Raw genomic sequence first — 23,931 nt, forward strand, 5'->3', positions numbered from 1 at the left:
TGGTTGGCTCTCGAGGAGCCTAGTGCTGCTCGGCAAACGAAATGGCCACGACAACACCGATCCGCCGTGGCGGCCGCGCGAATGGACCGCTATCTCGCGCCAACTGCACGGCCGCCTCGTCCAGCACAGGATGTCCGGAGCTGCGGTGGATGCGCACGGTGTCGGGGACCAGGCTGCCGTCTTCGGCGACGGTGAACGCGATCAGGGGCGAACCTGTCGCGCCGGATTCCCGGGCCCGTGGCGGATACACGAGATGGCGCTGCAGCGTCCGGCCCAGGGCGGCCACGTAGCGCCCGATGGCGATCTGTTCGTCCTCCACCGGACGCACCGCTTCGGCCTGGCGCGCATCGGGGCGCGGCAGCGCCTCCACCGGTGGTGGCGGCGCTGCCGGTGGCGCGTCCTGCGGCACCGCGGGGGAAGCATCCGCCACCTGGACCGGATCGGCGTCGGCACGCGGCGCGGGCCTGGATGGCCGACGGACCAGCGGCTGCGGCGCCAGGCGTGGCGGCGCCGGCGGCCGCACGGCCGGCTCACTCAGCGCTGGTGGGGTCGGCGGCGGAGGCTGCGCCTTGCTCGGCGCCTGCGCTTGAACCTGCCGTTGGCTGACCAAGCCGAAGAGTTCCAGATCCAGCCTGGACCGGGGCGCCGGGTCAGGTGGCGTGGCGACGAAGCCCAGCCAGGCCGCAATGGCCAGGCCATGGATGCCCAGCGAGGCCACCCAGGCCATGCCGTGGGCACGCCGAGCGCCTCGGACCATCACGACGCGCGGCCCTGGGTCTGCACTGCGACCCTGGTGAAGCCGAGTTGCTTGAGCAGGTCCGCCACGTCGATGAAGCGCTGCAGCGCAACCGCCTGGTCGGCCCGCAGCAGGATCGGCGCAGTCCGCTCGAGCACCCCCAGGCGCGACCGCAGCGCCTCGGGCGCCAGCGGCTCACCGAGGTAATGCGCCACGCCGGCCGCATCGATCTCGATGGTCGCTGTTTCCCGGATGTCGGCCGGCTCGGCGCTCGCCTCGGGCAGCTTGACGGGAATCCTGCCGCTGACGACGAGGGACGAGGTGGTCAGCACGATCACGAGCAGCACCAGCATGATGTCGATGAACGGCACCATGTTCAGGGACTCGAACGGGCGCTCATCCATGGACCATCTCCCAGCGCAAGGTCAGGACCTTCACCCGGCGCAACAGCGCGTTGTAGAGCGTCACGGCGATCAAGGCGACGATCAGGCCTGCGGCCGTGGCCTTCAGTGCCAGGGCCAGACCGGTCATGATGTGCGAGGTGTCGATCGCCGCGTTCTGGCCCATCTGCTGGAAGGTCAGCATGATGCCGAACACCGTGCCGAGCAGCCCCAGGTACGGTGCATTGCTGGCCACCGAGCCGATCACGAACAGCCGGCTCGTCAACTGCAGCTCCAGCTCGCCCCGGTCGCCGATGCTAGCGAGGTCCAGGCGCCGGTAGTACCAGGCGCGCTCGAACGCGATGGCCACCACGACGACGTTGAGCACGACCAGAAGCCCAATGACGCCGTAGTCCACGGCAGATGTCAGCCAGTCCAGGTTCACGGCATTCCTCCTTGTCAGATCATCAAGCCCAGTTGCACCAGCACCCGCGTGCGGTCATCGGATGCGTAGGGGGCCGGCCGCGCCCCGATGGCACGGGCAGCCTGCAGCCGCGCATACAACGCCCGCCACGACACGGTGTAGCCGATGCCCACGTCGCTGAGCCGGACTCCGTTGGTCGTGGTGAAACCTGCGTCGTGCAAACTCACGCGGCCCAGGTTCGTGAACACATTGACCGCGTGAGTGCCCTGGGGCAAGGCCGGCAGGGCATAGCGCAGTTCGGCCTTGACGAGGTAGCCGTCGTCCCCGCTGGCGGCACTTTCGTACGCCGTGACACCGCGCGTGCCCGAGATCAGCAACTGCTCGCTGCTGTCCAGGTTCCGGCGGATCGAGCGCTGGACATCCAACGCACTGTGCGCACTCAACGCGTCGCTCAGTGCCACGCGCCCTGCCAGACCCAGGTTGAAGCGGCCGTAGCCGCCCACGGTGTTGGCGCCGGCCCGGTTGGCGGCCGCCATGGCGGGCTCGTCGATGCGCAGGCGTCCCCAGGTGACGGAACCGGTGGCGCTGAAGGCGGCGTCGCGCGAGAAGAGCTGGCCGAACCGATCCAAGCTGGCACCGAGCGTCGCAGCGCGCGCGTGCTTGGTGGTGGCGCTGCCTTCGGTCTGCACGGCGTCGTAGAGCCGCCGGTCGACCAGGTTGAGCAGCACCGTCAGGTTCTGCGTTCTGCTGCGCTGCAAGGCATAGGAAAGGTTGGCCTCTAAGGAGCGTGCCGTGCCGAGCGCCCCCAAGGGCGCGTAGATGCTGCCGAGCTCGTAGGTCGTCCGCGATGCCGCGACCTCGCCGCGCAGGCCCTGGCTGCCCAGGGGCGCCGCGTAGGCGATCCGGCCGCTGCGCAGATCGCCGTTGGAACTGGACATGCCGTAGGCGTCGATGCGGTCGCCGATGCCTGCCGGCGAATTGACCGTTCCCCCCGCCGTCAGGCGGTTTCGGCCGGTGTAGCGCGAGCCGAAGTTGTCGCCGAGCAGGTATGCGCCGTAGCGCGGGCCCGGCTCCACCTGGGCGACGAAGTCGGAGGCACCAGGCTCGCTTGCGGCCGCGACCGTCACCTTGGGCAGCGTCGCGCCGGGCAGTTCGCCAACCAGCAACATGGAGCGTTCCAGGTCTTGCCGCGTGACGGTCTTCGAGCCACCCAGGTCGGAGAAGTAGCCCGACAAGGAGGCGTCGTTCACCAGCGACCGGTTCTGGACCGAGACCTTCCCGTAGGTGCCGATGACCACACGGATGCGCAGCGCGCCGCCGCTCGCGTCCTGGCGCGGGACCAGGGCGCGGGCGACGAGGTAGCCCTTCTCGCGCAGCAGCGCGGTCACGCGGTCTGCCACGGCTTCGATGTCCGGCATCGCCAGGTCACGCCCTTTGTAGGAGGCGACCGCCGCCTGCAGCTCTTCAGCAGGAATGCCGTCGGCCCCTTCGAACACGAAGCTGTCGACCCGCAAGGTCCTGCCGGCAGGCAGGGCCAGCGGCCGGTCCTCCTGTTGGAGGATCGTCGGATTGGGCTGCTGGCGGGGCTCGGCCGGCCGCAAGGGCTGCGCCTCCTGGGCAGCCCGTCCCGCGTCGATGGGGGGCGTCTGTGCGGTTGCGAGGCCCGCAACGGCCGCGGGAGCAAGGGCCAGGGCGAGCCGTAGGCTGTCTCTTTTCATTCTTCTTTGCAGGTTGGTCGGTTCCGGTCGGCCGGAACGGAACGATCGTGGCCGCATGGCCACGACCGAGACGGTGGCGAGGCTTAGATCGCCTGGTAGCAGTTGTTGGTCAGCCAGGTGTTCCAGTTGGTCGCGCCGGCGCCGCCCAACATGTAGGTCGCGAAGTCAGATGCCTTGGTCTGGGCCGTGGCATCTGTCGTCTTGAGCATGATGGCGTCCTGGCTCGTGGGGTACTTCGGGAACAGAACGTAGCGGCCGGCCGCATAGGTCGTTCCCGTCAGCGCCGGGCAGACCTGGCCGTAGGACACAAAGCCAGCCGTCACCGCGTTGTTGTTGATCGCGTTCAGTGTGAGGTTGATGTTGTCGTAGGCGCAGATGGCCGACGAGCAAGCGGTGGTGACATTGGTCCCGCGCGAGGTCGGGGTGACCCATTGACCCATGAGGTTCAGGATCACTTGTGCTTGCACTCCGTAAGGCGCCAGCGATGGCTCGGCGACGGCCAGCGTGGATACCCGGGTGGGTGGAGTCGTGCTCAGGGCAACATTGTTGCTGATGACTGGCAGACCGGTGCTCGAGCGAGCCGCTTCGGCGAATGGAGGGCTCGAAGAGGAAGAAAGCCCGGTGACGAGGTAGTTGACGGCGGGGTAGCTGCCCGAAGTCGCCGCGTAAGCGTTGGGCGACAGCAGGAACACCGGAGTGCCGTTCGCGTAGCGGAATGGCGCCGAAGCGGTCAGACTCGAATACATGCTGGCAATGTCTGCCGGCCGCTGCGCGTCGGCGGACATGAACATCGCGTACTGCGGCGTGTTACTCGGCACGATCGCGCTGTACAGCGCGGCTGACGAACCTTCGCAAATGTAGATGTCGTAGGCCTTGGGGCCGATGGCCAGGAAGCCTGCGGCGATCGACTGCGCCGACAGGTAGAAGTTCGATGCGACAGCCAGGTTGAAACCCACTGTGCCGGTCGATCCGATGGTCGTGCAGGCCGCGTGCGACGACATGGCTGCCGCCGCAATGCCCAATGCCCCCACGCCACGGATGAAACGCGCTTTCATGCTCTCTCCTACAGTTTTCGTTGTTGAAATGCGGCCGCAGCCGCGGTCACTGGGGCATCCCAGTGTTGGGTTCGTCGTCTTCGAGGTAGAACTTCTGGCCGTCCACTTCGATCTCGCGCACGTTGGCGGAGAAGCGCTTGGTCTCGGTGACAACGATGTTCTGGTCGAGGGTGGCCGCGGGTGTGCGTAAGCCCTGCGGGGTCGTCACGGCAGGCCGCGCGTTGGCTTCCAGGCCTTGCGCGACGGCTGCGCTCGCCGTCTGCACGCCGGACTGCACGTAGGCGGCATGTTCGATGCGCCGGGCTTCCTGGGCGGCCGCCTCGGCCACACGACGCGCTTCGGCAGCTGCCGCTTCTGCCAGGCGCTGTGCCTCAGCCGCTGCTGCTTCTGCCAGGCGCTGCGCTTCGGCCGCTGCAGCCTCTGCTGCGCGCTGTGCCTCCGCAGCAGCCGCTTCGGCCGCCACACGGGCCGCTTCCGCCGCCGCGGCTGCGGCCTCCGCCGCACGGCGGGCTTCTTCCGCCGCAGCTTCGGCCGCGCGCCTGGCCTCCTCGGCGGCGGCTTCGGCCGCGCGTTGTGCCAGCACCTGCCCGATGGTGCCGTTGGCGTAGTACCGGATGTCCTGCATCTGATCGCCGGTCAGCCCCTGGCTGTTGTCGGTCGCACCAGTTGTCGCCTTGTTACTCTGATCGCCATAGCCGTTTGCGGCAGTGGCCGTGTTGTAGTAGTTGTTGCTGCCGATCACCACCCACCCACTGCCGACAATACCGCCCAAGCGCTCCGGATTACCCGTCAGGCTGCCGGTTGCGTACGAGCTGTCGACCGAAGAGCTTGTTCCAAACCCGACGAGACCGCCAAACGCGCCGGCGGACGCACCGTTGCCGACGGTCACCGCTGTGGATGCGATGACGTCGCTGGAGGACGATGAGCCGATGATGGCGGTATTCGCAGCAGTCCCGACCAAGCCTCCGGCGAAAACGCTGTTGGTGCTGCCGGTCACGTCGACAGTCCCTGACGCGGAGCTGTTGCTGATGGTCCCGCCGTAGCCACAGCAAACGTTGGAGAAGTTAGCACCGTAGCGCGTTCCGCGGACCGCGCCGACAAGCCCGCCAGCAGAACTGGCGCTCGTGCCATTCGAGGAGCCCGTGTACTGCCCGAGGATGGTCACATCGCCGCTGGCAGTGGCATTGGCGACGAAAAACTCTGGTGGGTTGCTGAAACGCGAGATGTTCCAGCTGCCCACATCGATCTGAGCGATCAGCCCCCCCGCGAACCCACCCTGCGTCGCCGTCACGTTGCCAGTCGCGTGAACGTTGTCAACGCCGACTTTTCGGCCTGCCAATGCCTCGTTGTTGATGCTTGCGGACATGAGCCCCAGCAAGCCTCCAACGTTGTTCTCGCCCGTGACGTTCCCGGTCGCGAAGGAATTCGTGATCGTGGCATCGACAAGGCCGCCCGACAGCCTCAGCTCTCCCGCCAGGCCACCCAGGTTTGCAGCGCCTCCTACGTTGCCGCTGGCGTAGACGAGGTCGACCGTCGTGTCCGTCAATCCACCTGCAAGCCCGCCAGCTCCGCTGTACGACGCCGTAACCACTCCGGTAGCGTGCGCATGCGCGAGCTTGGAGGAAACGTAGCCGCTACCAAAGGGTTCGAGGTTGGAGTTGAAGTAGCTGCCCAGGCCACCCACCAGCCCTCCCACGCCAGAGAAGCCGGACACGTTCGCGGCGGAGAACGCGTACTCGACCGTGTTTACACCACTACCTGCGAGACCGCCCACGCCCCAGTTCCCCTGAACCTCACCAGTGACGTACGCGTTGTAGATGCGAATCTCGGCACCGTACGTTCGTGCGCCACCAACCAAAGCGCCGACGCCGGTAACTGCTCTGGTGATGGCCACGTCCAGGAAGCCGATGTCACGGAAAACGGCGACGCCGAGCACCTGGCCGAACAGCCCGGCATAGTCGAACGCCGGAGCAATGGTGAAGTTGCTGATGGTGTGACCGAGGCCGGTCACCGTGCCGTTGCCAAACAAGTACACCGGCGCAGTGGCGTAGGTGACGCCAGCGGCATCGAGGTTCTTGGCGATCGCGTAGTTGCCGTTGACGGTGTCGTAGTTGCCCGCGAGGGTCACGGCATCCGTGTTGTCCAGCGCATCGAGCTGGGCCATGCTGTGGATCAGCGTGTAGACGTCGCCGTTGATGGTCAGGCCGCGCAGGTTGGCATCGTTGCTGAAGGTCACGCTGCCGTAGACGCCGCCGCTGGTGTCGGTGTTCGCCACGGGCTTGCCGTCGGCATCGAGCACGGCGCCGGCATAGCTGGCGGGCGTGCGGATGCGGTAGTCGCCACCGAAGTTCAGGGCCAGCTGCCCGCCCACACCGTTGATGGTGATGGCGTTGTTGATGTTGATGTCGCGCTGGGCCGTGAGCGTGAGCTTGTTGTCGCTTCCCCAGGTGATCGCGTCGTTGACGTGGATGTCGCCATGGCCGCTCTTGGCGCCAGCGACCGACTGCACCTCGTAGTCGCCCTGGGTGTCCAGGTAGTTGCTGAGGAATGCGCCCGTGATGTCGCCGCCGCTGGCTGCGATGGTGTAGTCGTTGGGATCGACCAGCCACTTGCCGTTCTTGCCCTGCGCGGCACGCGTCAGGATCTGCGCGCTGTTCGCCACCTTGACGGTGTCGCCGGAGGTCTCGATGAAGCCGCCGTTGCCTGCACCGATGGCCCGCGCATCGATCGTGCCGGTGACGGACGTCGTGCCGCCGTGTGCACGGACCTCCACGCGGCCGAGCAGGTCGTCGATGGTCTGCGCCTGCACGACGCCGCCCACGTTCACGGTGGAGCGCAGCAGCGCGCTGGCCGCCTTGGCCGTGAGCAGCACCGTGCCGCCATCCGCGTAGATGGCCTGCTGGTTCTCCACCAGCGCGTCCAGCGTTCCCTGGTCGATGCTGACGCCCAGCAGCGAGTTGCCGCTGAAGTTCAGCGTGATCTGGTCGCCCGCCGCCAGGGCCACCGTGCCCTTGGTGGCCGTGACCACGCCCTGGTTCGACACGCTCGCACCGAGCAGCGCGATGTACCCGCCGTCGGCCGCGGTGAGGCGCCCCTGGTTGACCACGCTGGCGGTGCCGCCGCCGCCGAACACGTTGCGGCCTGCCAGGAAGTCCGTGTCGCTGATGGGCCGCGTGCTGGCGACCAGACCGCCCACGTTCACCGAACTGCCTTTGCCGAACAGGATGCCGGCGGAGTTCACGAGGAACACCTGGCCGTTGGCGTTCATGGCGCCGTCGATGACGCTGCGCTCGTTGCCGACGACACGGTTCAGGACCACCGCCGACGCGTTGGGCTGCAGGAAGTTCACCGTCTCGTTGGCACCGACGGAGAAGTTCTGCCAGTTGATCGCCGCCCGCTGGGAGCTCTGCTGGACGTTGGTGACGCTGCCGCTCTGCGCGATCGCAGCGTCGCCGCCAACGACGACGCCGCCGGCCGGTGCGGCCATGGCCAGGGGGCTGGCCAACACCGCAGCCGCCAACAACGGACCATTTGCGCCAGCCCTCCCCCTGCCTGTGCTCCCTTGGTCGCGCCGCATCCACCATTGGTGACGAGGCCGCTGATGTCTCTTCATGGATTCTCCTTTTCTTTGTTGGTTGCCACAGGCAGTGAACGCCAGAGTCTATATCGCTATGTCTACCGAGATATAACGATGTTCGTATTTTCTTCATTCGCCTTGTGGAAGGCAAAATTAATGAGCGCGCGGATTCATTGTCGCGAGCCAGGCACTCTCAGGGAAATTGACGACCGCGCTGCACCCCCACTTGCTGCGCAAGTGCGAATGCAGGCGACGAGATGGCTACTCCCAGAGGATGTCCCCTGGCGTAGTCCAAGGATGTTTTACCTCGGAGAAAATCTATTCGATGGCATATCTCGCCGACCAGGATCGGCGCGTTTGCATATCAGTTCTTACGCATACCTGATATTGATCGATAAATTCGATATGTACCGATGCAACATCGGGTTGATTATCCAAACCAGCGTCTGGGTTGTGACGTCACACAGGCCATGCGCGCATTTCACGCGCATGCCTGAGAACCAACGGGTCATGCAAAACCCGTTGTCCGGTCGGTCGCTCCGCGCATCGGCCATTGCCGCGACGCGAAGCGCTTCGACCTCCTCCGTCTCCAACCCTGTCTGGCGAACCGCCCTGATCAGGGATTTCAGATCGCCCGGGCGCACCCGATCGATGGATCCGTAGCCCGGCAGGGTCGTCCGATCGATCATTGGTGCGACATAGACGGCACGCGGATGGCTGCTCATCTGCGGGGTCCCACGGGCATGCCTTGCAACGCTTTCAAGCGTGCGAAGTCCAGGGTGGTTCCACGTGCAAGGCCTCGCGTCAGCGCCGACCGCGCTGGTCCAGCCATGCCTGAATCTCGCCCACAATCCCGCGGCGGAATGCCAGCACGCAGGCCATGAACACCAGGCCGATGATCACGGTGCTCCACGAGCCCGCGCCAGACAGATACTTCTGCAGTGTCACGACCACACCGGCCCCAACCATCGGGCCCAACAAGGTGCCGACGCCGCCCAGCAGCGCCATCAGCACCACCTCACCCGAGGCATGCCAGCGCACGTCCGAGAGGGTCGCCACCTGGAAGACCAGGGCCTTCGTCGAGCCGGCCAGACCTGCCAAGCCCGAAGAGAGGACGAACGCCAACAGCTTGTAGTGGTTCACGCGGTAGCCCAGCGATGTGGCCCTGGCCTCGTTCTCCCGGATGGCGGTCAGCACCTCGCCGAACGGCGAGTGCACCACCCGGTGGACAAGCGCAAAGCCGGCACAAAAGACAGCGAGCACCAAGTAGTACATGGCCGTGTCGTTGCTCAGGTCGACAAGCCCCAGCAACTCGCCACGTGGGATGTTCTGGATGCCGTCCTCGCCGCCTGTGAACGGCGCCTGCAGCGCGAGGAAGTAGATCAGCTGCGCCAGGGCCAGCGTCACCATCGCGAAATAGATCCCGGTGCGCCGGATCGCAATCGCGCCCACGGCGGTGCCGAGGAGCACGCCGACCAGGGCACCGGCGGCCAGGCCGGCCAGCGGCCCGACTCCCAGGCTCGTGCACAGGTAGGCCGTGGCGTACGAAGCGCCGCCGAAGAAGGCCGCGTGGCCGAAGGACAGCAGGCCGGCATAGCCGAGCAGCAGGTTGAATGCACAGGCGAACAAGGCGTAGCACAGGATCTTCATGACGAAGACCGGGTACACCACGCTCTGGAACGGGACCGCCAGTGCAAGCAGCAACAGGAGCAGCCACCAGACGTTGGCGTTGCGGGCCGCCGCAGGCGCTGCGCTTCTTGGGGCGTTGAGCGGCATTGCCGCGGCCAGGGATGGATTCTTCATGCTGCTTCTCTCAGGCTGTCTTGCCGAACAGGCCCGCCGGTTTGACCATCAGCACGATGGCCATGATGACGAAGATGGTGATGGCGGAAGCCTGCGGATAGATGACCTTGCTCAGGCCCTCGACCAGACCGAGCGCCAGGCCGGTCAGGATTGCCCCGCCGATCGAGCCCATGCCGCCGATGACGACCACCGCGAACACGATGATGATGAGGTTCGACCCCATCAGCGGGCTCACCTGGAACACCGGGGCCGCCAGCACGCCGGCGAAGCCGGCCAGGAACACGCCGTAGCCGTAGGTCAGCGTGATCAGCAGCGGCACGTTGACGCCGAAGGCCTTGAGCAGCTTGGGGTTCTCGGTGCCGGCGCGCATGTACGCGCCGAGCTTCGTCTTCTCGATGGCCCACCATGTCACGAAGCAGACCGCGGCCGAGGCCAGTACCACCCACAGGCGGTACTTTGGCAACACGATCTGGAGCTGCTCCAGCCGCACTGGCCCGGACAGCGCCGCGGGCACCGCGTAGGACTGCCCAGCGGCACCGTACCAATGCGTGAACAGCCCTTCCAGCACGAGCGCCAGCCCAAAGGTGAACAGCAACCCGTACAGGTGGTCCAGGCGGTAGAGCCGCCTCAGCATGGTCCGCTCGATCGCCATCCCGAAGACGGCGACAACCAGGGGTGCGAGCCCAAGCGCCAGCCAGTAGTTGACGACCAGGTCGGGCTGGCCCAGCCATGGCCCGAGCTGCGTCATCCCGACCCAGGCGACGAAGGCGCCCAGCATGTACAGCGCGCCATGGGCGAAGTTGATGACGTTGAGCAATCCGAAAATGATCGCCAGTCCCAGGCTCAATACGGCGTAGAACGAGCCGTTGATCAGCCCGATCAGCAGCTGCGCGATCAGCGCCTGCGGGCTCATTGTGAGCAGTGCATCCATCGTGCGTTCCTCTGTGTCTCAGATGTCGGTTCTTGGGGTCTCAGACGGCCAGCAGTTCGTCAAGAAGTTCCTGCTTGCCGGCGAGTTCGTCGCCGTGGATCGTCTCGATCACCCGCCCCCGCTCGATCACGTAGTGACGGTTCGCCAGCGGCGCCGCGAAGCGGAAGTTCTGCTCGACCAGCACGATCGTGTAGCCCTTGCTGCGCAACTGCAGGATCACCTCGCCGAGCTTCTGGACGATCACCGGGGCTAGGCCTTCGGTGATCTCGTCGAGCAGCAGCAGTTTGGCGCCGGTGCGCAGGATCCGCGCCATGGCCAGCATCTGCTGCTCGCCACCAGACAGCCGCGTGCCGGGGCTCTTGGCGCGCAGCTTCAGGTTCGGGAACATTTCGTAGATCTCCTCGATCGACATGCCGTTCTCGCCCACCACTGGCAGGAGCTTCAGGTTCTCCTCGGTGCTCAGGCCGGCGAAGATGCCCCGCTCTTCCGGGCAGTAGCCGACGCCGAGGTGGGCAATCCGGTGCTCGGGCAGGCCCATCACATCCTGGCCGCGGATCTGCACCTCGCCGACGCGCCGGTCGGTCATGCCCAGGATGGCCCGCAAAGTCGTGGTGCGGCCCGCGCCGTTGCGGCCAAGCAGCGTGACCACCTCTCCTTCGGCGACCTCGAGATCGATCCCGTGGAGGATGTGCGACTCGCCATACCAGGCGTTCAGTCCGCGCACCCGCAGCATGGGGGAGCGTTTTTCCATCGTCATCTCCTCGCTCAGTGGACCGCAGTCCCCATGTAGGCCTCGACGACGCGTGGGTCCTTCGAGACATCGCGGTAGCAGCCCTCGGCCAGGATGGCGCCGCGCTGCAGCACAGTGATCCGGTCTGCGATCCGGGACACCACGTTCATGTTGTGCTCTACCATGAGGATGGTCCGGTTCGCTGAGACGCGCTGGATCAGCTCGATGACCATGCCGACATCCTCGTGGCCCATCCCTTGGGTCGGCTCGTCCAGGAGCATCAGCTCGGGATCGAGCGCGAGCGTCGTCGCGATCTCCAGCGCGCGCTTGCGGCCATAGGAAAGCGAGCCCGTCTGCTCGTGAGCAAAGCCAGACAGGCCGACGTCCGACAGCAGAGCCATCGCACGGTCGTTGAGCACATCCAGCGAGCGGCGCGGCCGCCAGAAGTGGAACGTGTTGTTCAGCTCGCGCTGCAAAGCGATCCGCACGTTCTGCAGCACGGTCATGTGCGGAAACACCGCCGAGATCTGGAACGAGCGCACGATGCCCATGCGCGCGGTCGTCGCGGGGTCGGCGTGCGTGATGTCCTGCCCCTTGAAGACCACCTTGCCGGCCGAAGGGGGCAGAAACTTGGTCAGCAGGTTGAACATCGTGGTCTTGCCCGCACCGTTCGGCCCGATCAGCGCATGGATGTCGCCGCGGCGGACCTTGAGGCAGACGCCGTCGACGGCGACGAAGCCCTTGAACTCCTTACGCAGGCCGGAAGTTTCCAGCAGGACGTCCTTTGCCATCGCATCCATCACATACCCCCCATGCAGAGGTACTTGAGCTCCAGGTAGTCGTCGATGCCGTACTTCGAGCCCTCGCGGCCCAGGCCGCTTTCCTTCACGCCGCCGAAGGGCGCGACCTCGGTGGAGATCAGGCCTTCGTTGATGCCGACCATGCCGAACTCGAGCCCCTCGGCCACGCGCCAGACACGCGCGATGTCGCGGCCGTAGAAGTACGCGGCCAGGCCGAAGTTCGTGTCGTTGGCCAGCGCGACCGCTTCGGCCTCCGTGTGGAAGCGGAACAGCGGCGCCACGGGGCCGAAGGTCTCCTCCTTGAAGATGCGCATCTCGGGCTTCGCGTCGGCCAGGACGGTCGGCGCGTAGAAGTTTCCGCCCAGGCGCTCCCCGCCGACCAGCACGCGCGCGCCGCGGCGCCTAGCATCGGCTACATGCTCCTCGACCTTCTCGAGCGCACCGGCATCGATCAGCGGCCCGATGACCGTTCCCGACGCGGCTCCGTCGCCGACCTGCATCTCCGCGGCGGCCTTTGCCAGCTTGCGCGCGAACGCGTCGTACACGCCGTCCTGGACCAGGAACCGGTTGGTGCAGACGCATGTCTGGCCGGCATTGCGGAACTTGGAGACCAGCGCACCCTTGACCGCAGCGTCCAGGTCGGCGTCGTCGAACACGATGAACGGCGCGTTCCCGCCCAGTTCCATCGAGGTTTTCTTCACGGTGCCGGCGCACTGCTCCAACAGGACCTTGCCCACCTCCGTCGAGCCCGTGAAGCTGAGCTTTCGCACCAGCGGGTTCGACGTGAGTTCGCCGCCGATGGCGGCGGCCGAGCCGGTCACGCACGACAACACGCCCTTGGGCACACCGGCGCGCTCGGCCAGGAGGCAAAGCGCCAGCGCAGAGAACGGCGTCTGGCTCGCTGGCTTCAGCACCATGGTGCAGCCTGCGGCCAGTGCCGGGCCGGCCTTGCGCGTGATCATGGCGGCGGGAAAGTTCCACGGCGTGATGGCCGCGCAGACACCGATCGGCTGCTTGATCACCACAATGCGCTTGTCCGGGGCGTGGCCCGGGATGGTGTCGCCATAGACGCGCTTGGCCTCCTCGGCGAACCATTCGATGAATGATGCGGCGTAGCCGATCTCGCCGCGGCTTTCGGCCAGCGGCTTGCCCTGCTCCGCGGTCATCAGCGCAGCAAGGTCCTCCTGGTTCTGCAGCATGAGCTCATACCAGCGGCGCAGGATGGCCGCGCGCTCCTTGCCCGTGCGGCGGCGCCAGTCGCCGCCGGCCGCGTGGGCCGCGGCGATCGCGCGCGAGGTCTCTGTGGCACCCATCCGCGGCACCGTGCCCAGTCCGGAGCCGTCGGAGGGATTGGTGACGACAATGGTTGCGCCATCGTCTGCGTCGATCCAGGCGCCGTCGATGCAGGCCTGGTGCCGCCACAGCGACGGGTCTTTCAATTGAAGGGCTGTCATGGTTTTCTTGTGTGGTACGGCTGGGTGGAGCTTGCGGCGCGACTCAGGCAGCTCCCACGGAGCCGATCGCCTCGCGCAGCTTGAAGCGCAGGATCTTTCCGGAGCCAGTGCGCGGAATGGAACTCACAAGGTTCACCGACTGGGGAACCTTGTAGGGAGAGATCAGCTGAGCGCAGTGCGCTCGAATGGCCTCGCCGTCGATCGCGTGCCCCTCGCGGGCCACGACGCAGACGACCGGTACCTCGCCAAGGAACGGGTGCGCGACACCGATTGCCGCGCAGTCGAGCACGGCCGGGTGCGACAGCACCGCCTCCTCGACCTCGGCCGGCGCGATGTTCTGGCCGCCGCGGATGATCAGCTCCTTCAGCCGCCCGGTGATGGTCAGGTAGCCGTTGTCATCGCTGCGCGCCAGGTCACCAGTCTGGTACCAGCCGCCCGCGAGCGCTGCGGCGGTCTCCTGCGGCTTGTTCAGGTAGCCCTGCATGACGTTGGGCCCGCGCACGATCAGCTGACCTTCCTCGCCAACGGGAACGTCCTGGCCCGAGCCGTCGACGATGCGCACCGCCACGCCCGGTAGCGGCACGCCGCAGGAGCCCATCGTGCGGGGAACCTGGGGGGCGTTCATGGTCACCATGGTCGACGTCTCGGTGATGCCGTAGCCGTCGAGCAGCGGTCGGCCGAACGCCGCTTCGAAGTCGCGGTTGAGAGCCGCAGGCAGGATAGCCCCCGCCGAGATGAAGTAGCGCACGCCGGGTACGGCAGTCGCACCGGCAGCACGGCCGCCCTCGAGCAGGTAGTGGAATACCGTCGGCACACCTGGCATCAGCGTGTACCGGCCGCTGCGAAGCTTGCCGAGCACGTCCTGGGTCGAGAACTTTTCGAGCAGGAACTCCGTGGCGCCGGTCGCCAGCACGCCGAGGACGCAGAGGTTCAGGGCGTAGGAGTGGTACAGCGGCAGCGGGGCCAGTAGGACATCGTCGGCACTCAACCCGGCAATCGGCGCCCAGCACGCGGCCACGACCCACAGCATGCTGTGCTGCGAGAGCATCACGCCCTTCGGTCGTCCGGTCGTACCCGAGGTGTAGACGATGAACGCGGTCGCGTGCAGGTCCGTGGGGTCGCGCGGCTCGGAGCGCGCGGCGCTCTGCACCAGCAGCGCCAGCGAAAGCTGATCCGTCGGATCGTCGCTGCCGGAGAGGATGATGAGCCGAAGGTGCGGTAGCTCTGGCCTCAACTGCTCGATCAACGGCAGGTGCTGCGGCGCGACCACGATGGCTTTGCAGCGGGCGTCCTCCAGACGGTAACGAACCTCGGCCTCGGTGGCCTCGTGGCTGATGGGAACGCCGATGCACCCAGCGCGGGCGATGGCGACGCACGACAGCACCCAGTCCACCGAGTTGGGCAGCATGATGGCGACGGTGTCGCCGGGGTCGAGCCCCCGGTCCTGCAAGTGGCCGGCGGCGCCTGCCGTCTTGGCAGCGAGCTCTCCGTAGGTGACCGAAGCGCCACGGGCGTCTTCGAATGCGACCTTGGCGGGGCGGTCCTTGGCGTGCCGGTGAACCAGCACGCCGATCGGGGCGATCAAGTCGGTACGAATCATCTTGTCTCCAGTGCCAGTCCTGACGGCGCGTGGCGCGCCAGGCCAAGGGCTCAAACCATGCTGAAGCCGCCGCTGATGCTGACGACCTGGCCGGTGATCCAGCCGCCTTCCGCCGAGGCCAGCAACACCGCCATGGGCGCCACATCCCTCGGCTGGCCGAGACGGCGCAGCGGGTAGAGCTTCGTGAGCTTGTCGCGGTTGGCGGCGATGAACTCCGGATCGTGGGCGGTCTCGATGAGGCCCAGGGCCAGCGTGTTGGCCGTGAGACCGGCGCGGGTTTCGCGTGCGATGGACTTCATCAGCGCCACGTTGGCCGCGCGCGCAGCCGCGCCCAATGCCAACCCGGACTCGCCGATCCGCGAGGAGTCGCCGACGATGGTGATGATGCGGCCCTCGCCCTTGCTCTCTTCGAGGTGCGGCAACGCCGCGTGGGTACAGTTCAGCGTGCCGTACAGGCACACATCGATCTGGCGCTTCCACTCCTGCGGCGTGGTGTCGGCGAAGCGCTTGCGGATGACCAGTCCGGCGTTGTTGACCAGGATGTTCAGGCGGCCGAACTCGGCCACCGTCCGTGCCACCATGGCCTGGACGGCCTCCATGTCGGAGATGTCGCAACCGATGGCGAGCGCCTTGCCGCCTCGCTCGCGGATCTCGGCGACCACTCCCTCCGCGGCAGCCTTTGATCCGTTGTAGTTCACAACGACCGCGGCGCCCTCGTTGGCCAGGCCGACGGCGATCTCGCGGCCGACATCGCGCGCGCCGCCGGTGATCAGTGCAACTTTTCCTTCGAGTCCCAGTTTCATGCTTCTTCCCTTGTTGATTGAAGTCGGTCCGCGTGGATCAGCCGGAACAGGCGCTCCGGTGTCGCGGGAAGTTCGGTGATGCCCACGCCCAGCGGTGCGAGGGCGTCGGAGATGGCGTTGGCGATCGCCGCCGGCGCGCCAATGGTTCCGCCCTCCCCCATGCCACGGAAGCCACCGAGGGTGTTGGGGGAGACGGCGGGAAGATGAACGAGCTCCAGGTCCGGCACCTCCGGGGCCGAAGGGACCAGGTAGTCCACGAGGCTGGCGGTGAGCAGCTGGCCGTCCGCGTCGTAGACCACCTCCTCCAGCAGCGCCGCGCCAACCCCTTGTGCCAGGGCGCCTCGGGTCTGGCCCGTCACGATCAGCGGGTTGATGATGCGGCCGCAGTCCTCGGCGATCACGTAGCGCTGGATGTGCACGCCATAGGTCTTGGGGTCGACCTCGACCTGGACCATGTGGGTGGCGGAGCTGGTCGTTCCCACCACTGGGTCGTAGACGCGCGTGACGCATAGTTCCTCGCGGACTTCGGCGGGCACGCGGCCCATCTGCGAGTACAGGGCGTTGGCAAGTTCGGGAAACGTCAGGCTTGCATCGGTCGACCGTGCACGGATCACCCCCTGGACGATGTCCAGGTCTTCCGGCGAGGTGTTCAACAGGTGTGCGGCCACGCGCAGCATCCGCGCACGCAGCTCCCGCGCGGCCAGGATGCCGGCACCGCTGCTGATCACTGCCGTGCGGCTGGCATAGCTGCCGGTGCCGTGAGGCACAGCCGCGCTGCTGCCCGTGACGACGCGCAGGTCCTCGATGCGTGCACCGAGTTCATCGGCGAGCACCTGGCCCAGGGTGGTCTCGTGGCCCTGGCCGTGCGAGGCGCAGCCAAACGAGGCCGTGAGCGCGCCTGTGGAGTCGAGCTGGATCACGCAGGTGTCGGTGCCGGTGTTGATCGGCATGCCGGGCGAGGCCGAGATCCGCGAGCCGATACCGGACAGCTCTGCGTAGCAAGCGAAGCCGATGCCGATCCAGCGTCCCTCGGCGCGTGCCCGCGCCTGCGCGCGGCGTGCGGCGGCATAGTCGAAGCGCTCCATCGCGGCATCCAGCCCTTCGATGAAGGCCGAGCGGTCCCAGACGATGCCGACAGCGGTCTTGTAGGGGAACTCGTCCGGACGGACCAAGTTGCGGCGACGGATCTCTCCCGGGTCGATGCCGAGCTCGAGGGCCGCCATGTCCAGCAGCCGCTCCATGACGAAGGTCGAGGTGGGGCGTCCCACGCCGCGGTAGGGCCCGGTCGGCGACTTCGGCGTCGTCACGCCCCTGACGTGTCCGTGGTAGCACGGCACCTTGTAGGGGCCTGGCAGGAAGCTGATGACCTGGACAGGCTCGATCCCTGCAGTCCAGGGATAGATCGAGTACGCGCCCACGTCGCCGACCACTTCGGCCCGCAGCCCCAGGATCTGCCCGTCGTCACCAAGGGCCAGCGAAGCGCTGACGCGCTCGTCGAAGGCCTGGCTGGTGGACAGCAGGTCCTCGAGCCGGTCTCCGGTCCACTTCACCGCCTTGCCGATCTTGCGGGCCAGCACGCAGACCAGCATCTCCTCCTGGTACATGGAGGTCTTGCCGCCGAAGCCGCCGCCGACGTCGGGTGCAATGACGGTCAAGCGGTTGCCCGGCATGCCCATCAGGTTGGCCAGGCCGTCGCGGATGATCCCGGGCACCTGGCTCGACGTGTACAAGGTCAGCGCGTCTCGACCGCGTTCGACCTCCGCCATGTAGCAACGGTTCTCCATCGCCAGTGAGGTCTTGCGGTGGAAGCGAAAGCGTGCGCCGATGACATGCGGCGCGCCCTTGAACGCTTCGTCGACCTCGCCGCGCACGAAGGCGCGCTCGACCAGGACGTTGCTCTTGAGCGAGGCATGCAGGAGCGGAGCGTCAGGGTGTGCGGCCTCCTCGGGATCGGTCGCGACCGGAAGCGGCGTGTAGTCGACCTCGATCAGTTCCAGAGCGTCTTCGGCGATGTAGCGGCTGTCGGCCAGCACCGCCACGACCGGTTCGCCGACGAAGTGCACCACACCATTGGCCAGCGCGTGGATGGCGGTCGGCTGGTAGCCACTCATGCGGGAGGTAGCGACCGCCGGCTTGATCAGGCCGGCGATGTCCTGCCAGACGAAGACGCCGCGCACGCCCGGCACGGCGCGCGCTGCGTCCATGCGGATGGCATCGATGCGCGCATGGGCCTGGTCGCTGCGGAAAACAGCCATGTGCAAGGCGTGCGCCGACGGCCTGTCGTCCACGTACCGGCCGTTGCCTGACAGCAGGCGGGCGTCCTCGACGCGCCGCACCGGCTTGCCGACAAGCTTGCCGGTGTCGAGCTCGTCCAGATCTCGGGAGGCGTCGACGCCTGGCTCACGCATACGCGTCGGCCCCCTTGCGCATCTCACTCCACTGCTGGTCATCATGGCCGAAGACCACCGTGGCGCCTGAGCGCTCGATGCGCTGGATCTCTTGCAGGGAGGCCGATGCCTGGTTTGCGTCCCAGGTATTCCTCGGGATGATCTCGCGTTCCAGGTTCGCCCGGAGGGCCACAGCGTCGGAGGCCAGCAGGAACTGGCCGTCGCGGTCCAGCGACACCAGCGCCCCGATCGCTCCAGCCGTGTGACCGGGCAAGGGCACGAGGACGATGCGGCCGTCGCCGAAGAGATCGTGCTGCGCTTCGATCAGTCGGGTCGGCATCGGATGCTGCCAGTCGGCCGGGATATAGCCCTTCTGGACTGCATCCGGGCCCTGCGCCGCCTCGAGCTCCTTCTGGTGGCACACCAGGGTGGCACGCTTGAAGAACTCGTTGCAGCCGCAGTGGTCGGAATGGAAGTGCGAGGCCACGACCACGTCGATGTCCTGCGCCTGCATCCCCAGGGCGGCGAGTTCGGACAGCACGTTGTCGTTCGGCCCGCCGATGGGCACCATGGCCTTGGCCATCGGGCCCCAGCGGCTTTCGGCATCGGTCACGGTGCTGGGATGGCAGCCCGTATCGAACAGCACGTTTCCCTGGGCATGGCGCAACAACACGCTCGACACCGGCAGTTCGATCGTTTCGGTGCGTTCCGCGTCCGGGAGGTAGACGCTCTTGCGCATCCGAAGACGCCCGCCACACAGAAGATGCATCTTCATCGCTTTTCCTTCTCTTCGCCGTCGGTGCCCGCGGCCTCGCGCAGTGCGTTGTTGGCCGTTGCGCACACGCGGAGTGCTTCAACGATTCCCTGGTAGCCCGTGCAACGGCACAGGTTCCCCGAGAGGACATCCCGGATCTCCTCATCGGACTCCAGGGGGTACTTCAGGAGTGCGTCGTGGCAGGTGGCCAGCATCCCTGGCGTGCAGAAGCCGCATTGCAGCCCATGGCACTCCCGAAAGGCCTCCTGGATGGGGCTGAGCTGGTCGACCGTGCCCATGCCCTCCACGGTGGTGATCTCCGCGCCATGGGCGCGCACCGCAAGCATCAGGCACGAGCGGACGCTGTCTCCGTCGACCATCACCGTGCACGCGCCGCAGATGCCGTGCTCGCAGCCCACATGGGTTCCGGTCAGGCCCAGCGTGTGCCGCAGGAAGTCCGACAGCAGCAGCCGCGGCTCGACCCGGTGCTCCTCGACCTGGCCGTTCACCAGCATCCAGACCGGATGCAGCGGAATGACGCGTTCGCTCATGCGGTCTCTCCTGTGGCGCGCTTCCACGCCTTGCGCATGACGCGCTCCATGACGGCCCGCGCGAGGTGGCGCCGGAACGCGGGCGAGGCCTGCAGGTCCTGGCGCGGCTCCAGCGAATCGCAGGCGGCATCGATGGCAACGCCCATCGTCTTCTCGTCCAAGCTGCGGCCGAGGAGCGATGCTTCCGCCTCGTGCCGCCGCAACGGGGTGTCGCCCACGCCCATCATGGCGATGCGCACATCGACGATCTCGCGCTCCCGCACGTCGAACATGACGCCGACCGCCGCCAGGGCGAAGTCGCCCGCGCGCCGCGAGAACTCCTCGAACGCCCAACCGTTGTGCGCCATTCCGGGCAACTCGACGCGAACGACCAGTTCGTCGTCCTCCAGGCAGCTCGTCAGCGGCGCCAGAAAGAAGTCTTCGGAGGCGATGACACGCTCTCCACGCACCGACTGCGCGACGATCGTCGCGTCGAGCAGGCGGCTCAGCATTGGCAACTCGGCAGCAGGGTCCGCGTGGGACAGGCTGCCACCGATCGTGCCGCGGTTGCGGATGGCCAGGTGAGCCACGTACTTCATGGTCTCGGGGATGACCGGGAACACCCTGGCCACCTGGGGCGAGGTCTCCATCACGCGGTGACGCGTGAGCGCGCCCACCGTGAGGCCGCCGTCGCCACGGTCGCAGACGTAGTCCAGCTCGATGAGCCGGCTGATGTCCACGATGATCTCCGGGCGTACGACCCGGAAGTTCAGCATCGGCGTCAGGCTCTGGCCCCCGGCCATGACCTTGGCGTCGGAGCCGCGCTCGGTGAGGATGCCCAGGGCTTCCTCGACCGAGTCGGGACAGCAGTAGTCGAACGGTGCCGGCTTCACGTTTTCCTCGCTCAGCGGCCCTTGAACTGCGGGGCGCGTTTTTCGCCGAAGGCCGCCCGGCCTTCGCGGTAGTCGTCGCTCGCGGCCGCAGCCGTGATCAGGGCCTCGGCGTGCACCAGGTCGAGCGCGCCGGTTCCCATCGCCATGCCGTTCAGCAACGCCTTCGCGCCGCAAATGGTCAACGGAGCGTTGCCCGCCAGCGACTGTGCGAACACCCGTGCGTCTGCCATTGGGTCGCCGACGTCGGCCTCACCCTTCCTGCCGCCGCCGATCAGCCGGTCGAGCCAGCTTCGCGCAGACACCGATCCGCCCGTGGCGACGTGGTCGACGAAGCCGATCTGCAGTGCGCGATCAGCGGTGAACCGCTGTGCGCCGAACAGGATCTTCTTAGCCTCCGGCAAGCCGACCAGGTTCAGGAGCTTGCGAGTACCCTTCACGCCGTAGATGATGGACAGGCGCGCGGCCGGAATGCCGAAGACAGCATTCGTCGATGCGTACCGGAAGTCGCAAGACATCGCCAGGTGCGCGCCACCGCCCAGGCAATAGCCCTTGAGCACCGCGATCGTCGGCTTCGACACATTCGCGATCGCGTCGCAACAGCCATCGACCGCGACCTCGTACTCAGTGGCCTGCGCGGCATTGCCACGGACCGCCTCGAACTCCGCGATGTCCGCGCCCGCACAGAAGTCCTCTCCAGCGCCCGTGAGAATGATTGCGCGCACCTCCGGGTTGCGCGCCAGCGCGCCGAAGATGATAGGAATGGCCTGCCACATCGCGTAGGTCATCGCGTTGCGGCTTCCCGGCCGGTTGAGGGTGACCACCGCGATCTGGTCGGAGATCCACACCTTGATCAGCTCGGCCGTCAGGACGTCCATCGCCGCAGCGGTCGATGCCGCAGACACGGAAGCCGGCTTAGCCGGAGAGGCTGCAACCACTGCGGGCGGAACCGCCTCTCGGCCAGCGTCCGATGTCTGCACAGATGCGTCGGTCTGTGCGGCAACAACTGGTGTCGCCGCCACAGGTGCCGGTGCCGCAGCGGACGTCGGAGCATAAGCGGTGGCGGCAGCATCGGCTGTCTCCTGCTGGTCCACGCCACCCAACGCGGCCAAGTCCAGGCCTGCCGGGCTCGCCGCCGAGCTCCCATCGGCTGCACGTGAAGTGACCTGCTTGCCGAAGAGTTCGAAGAAGTCGTCTGCTGACTTGCGCGCTGCAGCATCGACCATTCGGGAACCCAGCTGCGCGAGTTTGCCGCCCACGTTCGCTTTCACCGAGTAGCGTAGCAAGGTAAGGTTCGCATCAAGTGCGTCGAGGTTGACGCCGATGTCCGCCTTCGCAAATCCGGCTGCGCCACCGGAGCCTTCGCCGGTCAACGTGTAGCTGCGGGGCGGCACGATGTTCGAGAGCGTGACCTTCCCGGCGAACCTAGCCTTGATCGGCCCCACCTTGGATACCACGGTCGCAGTCAACGACCCATCTTCGGCCTTCTCCAGCGTCTCGCAGCCGGGGATGCTGGCGCGCAGTACCTCCGGATCGTTCAATGCCTCCCAGACCAGTTCTCGCGATGCGCCCAGGCGGGCTTCGCCCAACATCTCCATCTTCTCGGTCTCCTATTGCTTCTTTTCGGGGCAGTCGATCTCAGGCCATGAGTGACTGCAACACGCCGCGTACATCGACCGGGATCGGCGTCGAGCGATTGCTCGCGCGCTCGACGTACACGTGCACGAACTCACCCACGGCCGACGAGATGGCTTCATCGTTGCGGAACAGCGCGATCTCGTAGCGCACGCTGCTGCTTCCAAGGTGGACGACCTTCAGCCCTACATCGATCGTGTCGGGGAAGCCGATGGACGAGAAGTACGTGCATCGGGTCTCGATCACAAGGCCGATGACTGAGCTCTTCGCGATGTCGAGGACCCCGCGCTCGATCAGGTAGCGGTTCACGGCCGTGTCGAAGAACGCGTAGTACACGACGTTGTTCACGTGGCCATAGGAATCGTTGTCACCCCAGCGCGTGTCCTGCCGCATGAACAGGCGGTACGCATCGCGGGTCGTTGCTTGGACCCTCGGACTCACAGCGCCTCCTCGTAGAGCGCTGCCGCGTCGGCTTCGGTGACATCGCGCGGGTTGTTGACCAACAAGCGGGTCTGCTTCATCGCGTCGCTCGCGAGCTGAGGGATGTCGCCCGAACGGATCCCCAGATCGCGCAGCCGTGTGGGCAGCTTGAGCTCGCTTGTGAGCTCGCTCAGATAGGTCGACAGCGCGCCAGCCTTCTGCTTCTCGGTCCCCGTGATCTCGGGGAGGATGACCTCGCACAGCTGTGCATACTGGGTCTGTGCGGCCTCGAGGTTGAACCGAACTACCGGTCCGAGAACCAGCGCGTTGGATAGGCCGTGTGGCACATGGAAGCGCGCCCCGACTGGATACGCAAGGGCATGCACTGCTGCTACCGGTGCATTTGCAAATGCGATGCCAGCCAGGCAAGCGCCCAGCAGCATGTCTTCGCGCGCCTTCTCGTTGGTCCCGTCGCAGCAGGCCATGTGGATACTTCCGGCGAGCAGCCGCAGAGCGTCGCGCGCCAGGCAGTCGGACATCGGGTTCTTCAAATGGCGACTCGTGTAGGCCTCGATGGCATGGACCATCGCGTCGATTCCGGTTGCTGCGGTCACGTGGGGCGGGAGCCCGAAGGTGAGTTCTGCATCGAGCAACGCAACATCGGGCAGCAGCAACGGTGAGACGACACCTTTCTTTTCTCCGGGACCGGTCGTGACGATGGAGATCGGCGTGACCTCCGAACCAGTACCAGCGGTGGTTGGAACGAGGATCAGCGGAAGGCGTGGTCCTTTGGCCTGGTTCACGCCGTAGACCTGATGTAAGGCCTCCTTGCCGCAGACCAGCAGAGCCGCGAGCTTCGCGACGTCCAACGAACTGCCTCCACCGAAACCGATGACGCAATCGGCCTTACAGGAAGAGGCAGCTGCGCATGCGTCCAGGATGACCGTCTCTGGCGGATCGGCCACCACGTCAGCGTAGATGTGGTAGGCGACGTCGCAAGCCTTCAGGCTCGCGATTGCACCATCGAGCAAGCCTCCAGCGAGCAGTCCGGGGTCGGTCACGATCAACACGCTTCTGAAGCCCAACGCGCGAACGCGCTCTCCAAGGCGCCGAGCGCCCCCCTTCATCACGCTCAGCGAACGGGTGGTATTGAAGTCGAAGTCCTGCATCTTTGTAGGCTCAGAAAAACATGACTTGCATTATTGGACTGACTTGGTCGCGGTGCAAGAGGAAAATCGAGAGCTACGGGAAAACACTGCGGCACTTAGACTGCGGCACACTCGGCGAGCGCAAGCCGGCACCCG

General features: G+C 66.4%; 21 protein-coding genes. All 21 read right to left on the reverse strand.

The features are described 5' to 3' along the window. Positions 1–19 precede the first annotated feature (19 nt). The 21 genes from DES41_RS23255 to DES41_RS23360 all read right to left on the reverse strand — a co-directional run bounded on the left by DES41_RS23255 (position 20) and on the right by DES41_RS23360 (position 23,796). Positions 20–727 (reverse strand): TonB family protein, encoded by a 708-nt coding sequence (locus DES41_RS23255; protein WP_114470060.1) that lies wholly within the window; start codon positions 725–727, stop codon positions 20–22. Positions 728–756: 29 nt separating this feature from the next. Next, complete coding sequence (locus DES41_RS23260; RefSeq protein ID WP_114470061.1) at positions 757–1,140, reverse strand: ExbD/TolR family protein; 384 nt, start codon at positions 1,138–1,140, stop codon at positions 757–759. Next, a complete protein-coding gene (gene exbB / locus DES41_RS23265) occupies positions 1,133–1,561 on the reverse strand; it encodes a TonB-system energizer ExbB (RefSeq protein WP_114470062.1) in 429 nt (142 codons plus the stop codon). Before exbB ends, DES41_RS23260 begins: the two co-directional genes overlap by 8 nt. A 14-nt stretch (positions 1,562–1,575) precedes the next feature. Next, complete coding sequence (locus DES41_RS23270; RefSeq protein WP_114470063.1) at positions 1,576–3,315, reverse strand: ShlB/FhaC/HecB family hemolysin secretion/activation protein; 1,740 nt, start codon at positions 3,313–3,315, stop codon at positions 1,576–1,578. 26 nt (positions 3,316–3,341) lie between these two features. Next, positions 3,342–4,313 (reverse strand): substrate-binding domain-containing protein, encoded by a 972-nt coding sequence (locus tag DES41_RS23275; protein WP_114470064.1) that lies wholly within the window; start codon positions 4,311–4,313, stop codon positions 3,342–3,344. 46 nt (positions 4,314–4,359) lie between these two features. Beyond that, complete coding sequence (locus tag DES41_RS23280; protein WP_170168268.1) at positions 4,360–7,800, reverse strand: two-partner secretion domain-containing protein; 3,441 nt, start codon at positions 7,798–7,800, stop codon at positions 4,360–4,362. Positions 7,801–8,261: 461 nt separating this feature from the next. After that, the gene (locus DES41_RS23285; protein WP_147282940.1) at positions 8,262–8,615 is read right to left on the reverse strand and encodes a hypothetical protein; all 354 of its coding nucleotides are present in this window, start codon (positions 8,613–8,615) and stop codon (positions 8,262–8,264) included. A 79-nt stretch (positions 8,616–8,694) separates the two neighbouring features. After that, complete coding sequence (locus DES41_RS23290; RefSeq protein WP_114470067.1) at positions 8,695–9,666, reverse strand: branched-chain amino acid ABC transporter permease; 972 nt, start codon at positions 9,664–9,666, stop codon at positions 8,695–8,697. 37 nt (positions 9,667–9,703) lie between these two features. After that, entirely contained in the window at positions 9,704–10,624 is a 921-nt protein-coding gene (locus DES41_RS23295; RefSeq protein ID WP_114470068.1) for a branched-chain amino acid ABC transporter permease, read from the reverse strand. 40 nt (positions 10,625–10,664) lie between these two features. Beyond that, entirely contained in the window at positions 10,665–11,375 is a 711-nt protein-coding gene (locus tag DES41_RS23300) for an ABC transporter ATP-binding protein (protein ID WP_245965842.1), read from the reverse strand. Positions 11,376–11,389: 14 nt separating this feature from the next. Further along, on the reverse strand, positions 11,390–12,145 hold the full coding sequence (locus DES41_RS23305; RefSeq protein ID WP_114470414.1) for an ABC transporter ATP-binding protein: 756 nt from the start codon (positions 12,143–12,145) through the stop codon (positions 11,390–11,392). Positions 12,146–12,153: 8 nt separating this feature from the next. Then, the gene (gene gabD, locus DES41_RS23310) at positions 12,154–13,608 is read right to left on the reverse strand and encodes an NADP-dependent succinate-semialdehyde dehydrogenase (RefSeq protein ID WP_114470070.1); all 1,455 of its coding nucleotides are present in this window, start codon (positions 13,606–13,608) and stop codon (positions 12,154–12,156) included. Positions 13,609–13,651: 43 nt separating this feature from the next. Beyond that, a complete protein-coding gene (locus DES41_RS23315) occupies positions 13,652–15,208 on the reverse strand; it encodes a class I adenylate-forming enzyme family protein (RefSeq protein ID WP_114470071.1) in 1,557 nt (518 codons plus the stop codon). A 50-nt stretch (positions 15,209–15,258) separates the two neighbouring features. Beyond that, complete coding sequence (locus DES41_RS23320; RefSeq protein ID WP_114470072.1) at positions 15,259–16,011, reverse strand: SDR family NAD(P)-dependent oxidoreductase; 753 nt, start codon at positions 16,009–16,011, stop codon at positions 15,259–15,261. After that, positions 16,008–18,464 carry a xanthine dehydrogenase family protein molybdopterin-binding subunit gene (locus DES41_RS23325; protein ID WP_245965843.1) on the reverse strand — a complete coding sequence of 819 codons (2,457 nt, stop codon included), beginning with the start codon at positions 18,462–18,464 and terminating at the stop codon, positions 16,008–16,010. The genes DES41_RS23320 and DES41_RS23325 overlap by 4 nt, the downstream gene beginning before the upstream one ends. Then, complete coding sequence (locus DES41_RS23330; protein ID WP_114470074.1) at positions 18,412–19,173, reverse strand: N-acyl homoserine lactonase family protein; 762 nt, start codon at positions 19,171–19,173, stop codon at positions 18,412–18,414. Before DES41_RS23330 ends, DES41_RS23325 begins: the two co-directional genes overlap by 53 nt. After that, positions 19,170–19,703, reverse strand: coding sequence for a (2Fe-2S)-binding protein (locus tag DES41_RS23335; RefSeq protein ID WP_114470075.1), 534 nt, complete (start codon positions 19,701–19,703; stop codon positions 19,170–19,172). The genes DES41_RS23330 and DES41_RS23335 overlap by 4 nt, the downstream gene beginning before the upstream one ends. Continuing rightward, positions 19,700–20,575 (reverse strand): FAD binding domain-containing protein, encoded by an 876-nt coding sequence (locus tag DES41_RS23340; RefSeq protein WP_114470076.1) that lies wholly within the window; start codon positions 20,573–20,575, stop codon positions 19,700–19,702. Before DES41_RS23340 ends, DES41_RS23335 begins: the two co-directional genes overlap by 4 nt. An 11-nt stretch (positions 20,576–20,586) precedes the next feature. Then, positions 20,587–22,170: an enoyl-CoA hydratase-related protein gene (locus DES41_RS38855; RefSeq protein WP_211333058.1), complete on the reverse strand. Its 1,584-nt coding sequence runs from the start codon at positions 22,168–22,170 to the stop codon at positions 20,587–20,589. A gap of 40 nt (positions 22,171–22,210) precedes the next feature. Further along, entirely contained in the window at positions 22,211–22,600 is a 390-nt protein-coding gene (locus tag DES41_RS23355) for an acyl-CoA thioesterase (RefSeq protein ID WP_114470077.1), read from the reverse strand. Positions 22,601–22,644: 44 nt separating this feature from the next. Next, entirely contained in the window at positions 22,645–23,796 is a 1,152-nt protein-coding gene (locus DES41_RS23360) for an iron-containing alcohol dehydrogenase (RefSeq protein ID WP_114470078.1), read from the reverse strand. Between the last annotated feature and the right edge of the window lie 135 nt (positions 23,797–23,931).

The sequence above is a fragment of the Pseudorhodoferax soli genome (assembly GCF_003337555.1).
GTDB lineage: Bacteria > Pseudomonadota > Gammaproteobacteria > Burkholderiales > Burkholderiaceae_C > Pseudorhodoferax > Pseudorhodoferax soli.

Excerpts from the sequence above, each read along its gene's own strand:
- DES41_RS23315 (WP_114470071.1), bottom strand. The coding sequence starts at position 15,208 with ATGATTCGTACCGACTTGATCGCCCCGATCGGCGTGCTGGTTCACCGG.
- gabD (WP_114470070.1), bottom strand. The coding sequence starts at position 13,608 with ATGACAGCCCTTCAATTGAAAGACCCGTCGCTGTGGCGGCACCAGGCC.
- DES41_RS23290 (WP_114470067.1), bottom strand. The coding sequence starts at position 9,666 with ATGCCGCTCAACGCCCCAAGAAGCGCAGCGCCTGCGGCGGCCCGCAAC.
- DES41_RS38855 (WP_211333058.1), bottom strand. The coding sequence starts at position 22,170 with ATGGAGATGTTGGGCGAAGCCCGCCTGGGCGCATCGCGAGAACTGGTC.
- DES41_RS23270 (WP_114470063.1), bottom strand. The coding sequence starts at position 3,315 with ATGCGGCCACGATCGTTCCGTTCCGGCCGACCGGAACCGACCAACCTG.
- DES41_RS23305 (WP_114470414.1), bottom strand. The coding sequence starts at position 12,145 with ATGGCAAAGGACGTCCTGCTGGAAACTTCCGGCCTGCGTAAGGAGTTC.
- DES41_RS23300 (WP_245965842.1), bottom strand. The coding sequence starts at position 11,375 with ATGGAAAAACGCTCCCCCATGCTGCGGGTGCGCGGACTGAACGCCTGG.
- DES41_RS23355 (WP_114470077.1), bottom strand. The coding sequence starts at position 22,600 with ATGCGGCAGGACACGCGCTGGGGTGACAACGATTCCTATGGCCACGTG.
- DES41_RS23275 (WP_114470064.1), bottom strand. The coding sequence starts at position 4,313 with ATGAAAGCGCGTTTCATCCGTGGCGTGGGGGCATTGGGCATTGCGGCG.
- DES41_RS23325 (WP_245965843.1), bottom strand. The coding sequence starts at position 18,464 with ATGATGACCAGCAGTGGAGTGAGATGCGCAAGGGGGCCGACGCGTATG.
- DES41_RS23280 (WP_170168268.1), bottom strand. The coding sequence starts at position 7,800 with ATGGCCGCACCGGCCGGCGGCGTCGTCGTTGGCGGCGACGCTGCGATC.
- DES41_RS23295 (WP_114470068.1), bottom strand. The coding sequence starts at position 10,624 with ATGGATGCACTGCTCACAATGAGCCCGCAGGCGCTGATCGCGCAGCTG.
- DES41_RS23320 (WP_114470072.1), bottom strand. The coding sequence starts at position 16,011 with ATGAAACTGGGACTCGAAGGAAAAGTTGCACTGATCACCGGCGGCGCG.
- DES41_RS23360 (WP_114470078.1), bottom strand. The coding sequence starts at position 23,796 with ATGCAGGACTTCGACTTCAATACCACCCGTTCGCTGAGCGTGATGAAG.
- DES41_RS23335 (WP_114470075.1), bottom strand. The coding sequence starts at position 19,703 with ATGAGCGAACGCGTCATTCCGCTGCATCCGGTCTGGATGCTGGTGAAC.
- DES41_RS23260 (WP_114470061.1), bottom strand. The coding sequence starts at position 1,140 with ATGGATGAGCGCCCGTTCGAGTCCCTGAACATGGTGCCGTTCATCGAC.
- DES41_RS23285 (WP_147282940.1), bottom strand. The coding sequence starts at position 8,615 with ATGAGCAGCCATCCGCGTGCCGTCTATGTCGCACCAATGATCGATCGG.
- DES41_RS23330 (WP_114470074.1), bottom strand. The coding sequence starts at position 19,173 with ATGAAGATGCATCTTCTGTGTGGCGGGCGTCTTCGGATGCGCAAGAGC.
- DES41_RS23255 (WP_114470060.1), bottom strand. The coding sequence starts at position 727 with ATGGCCTGGGTGGCCTCGCTGGGCATCCATGGCCTGGCCATTGCGGCC.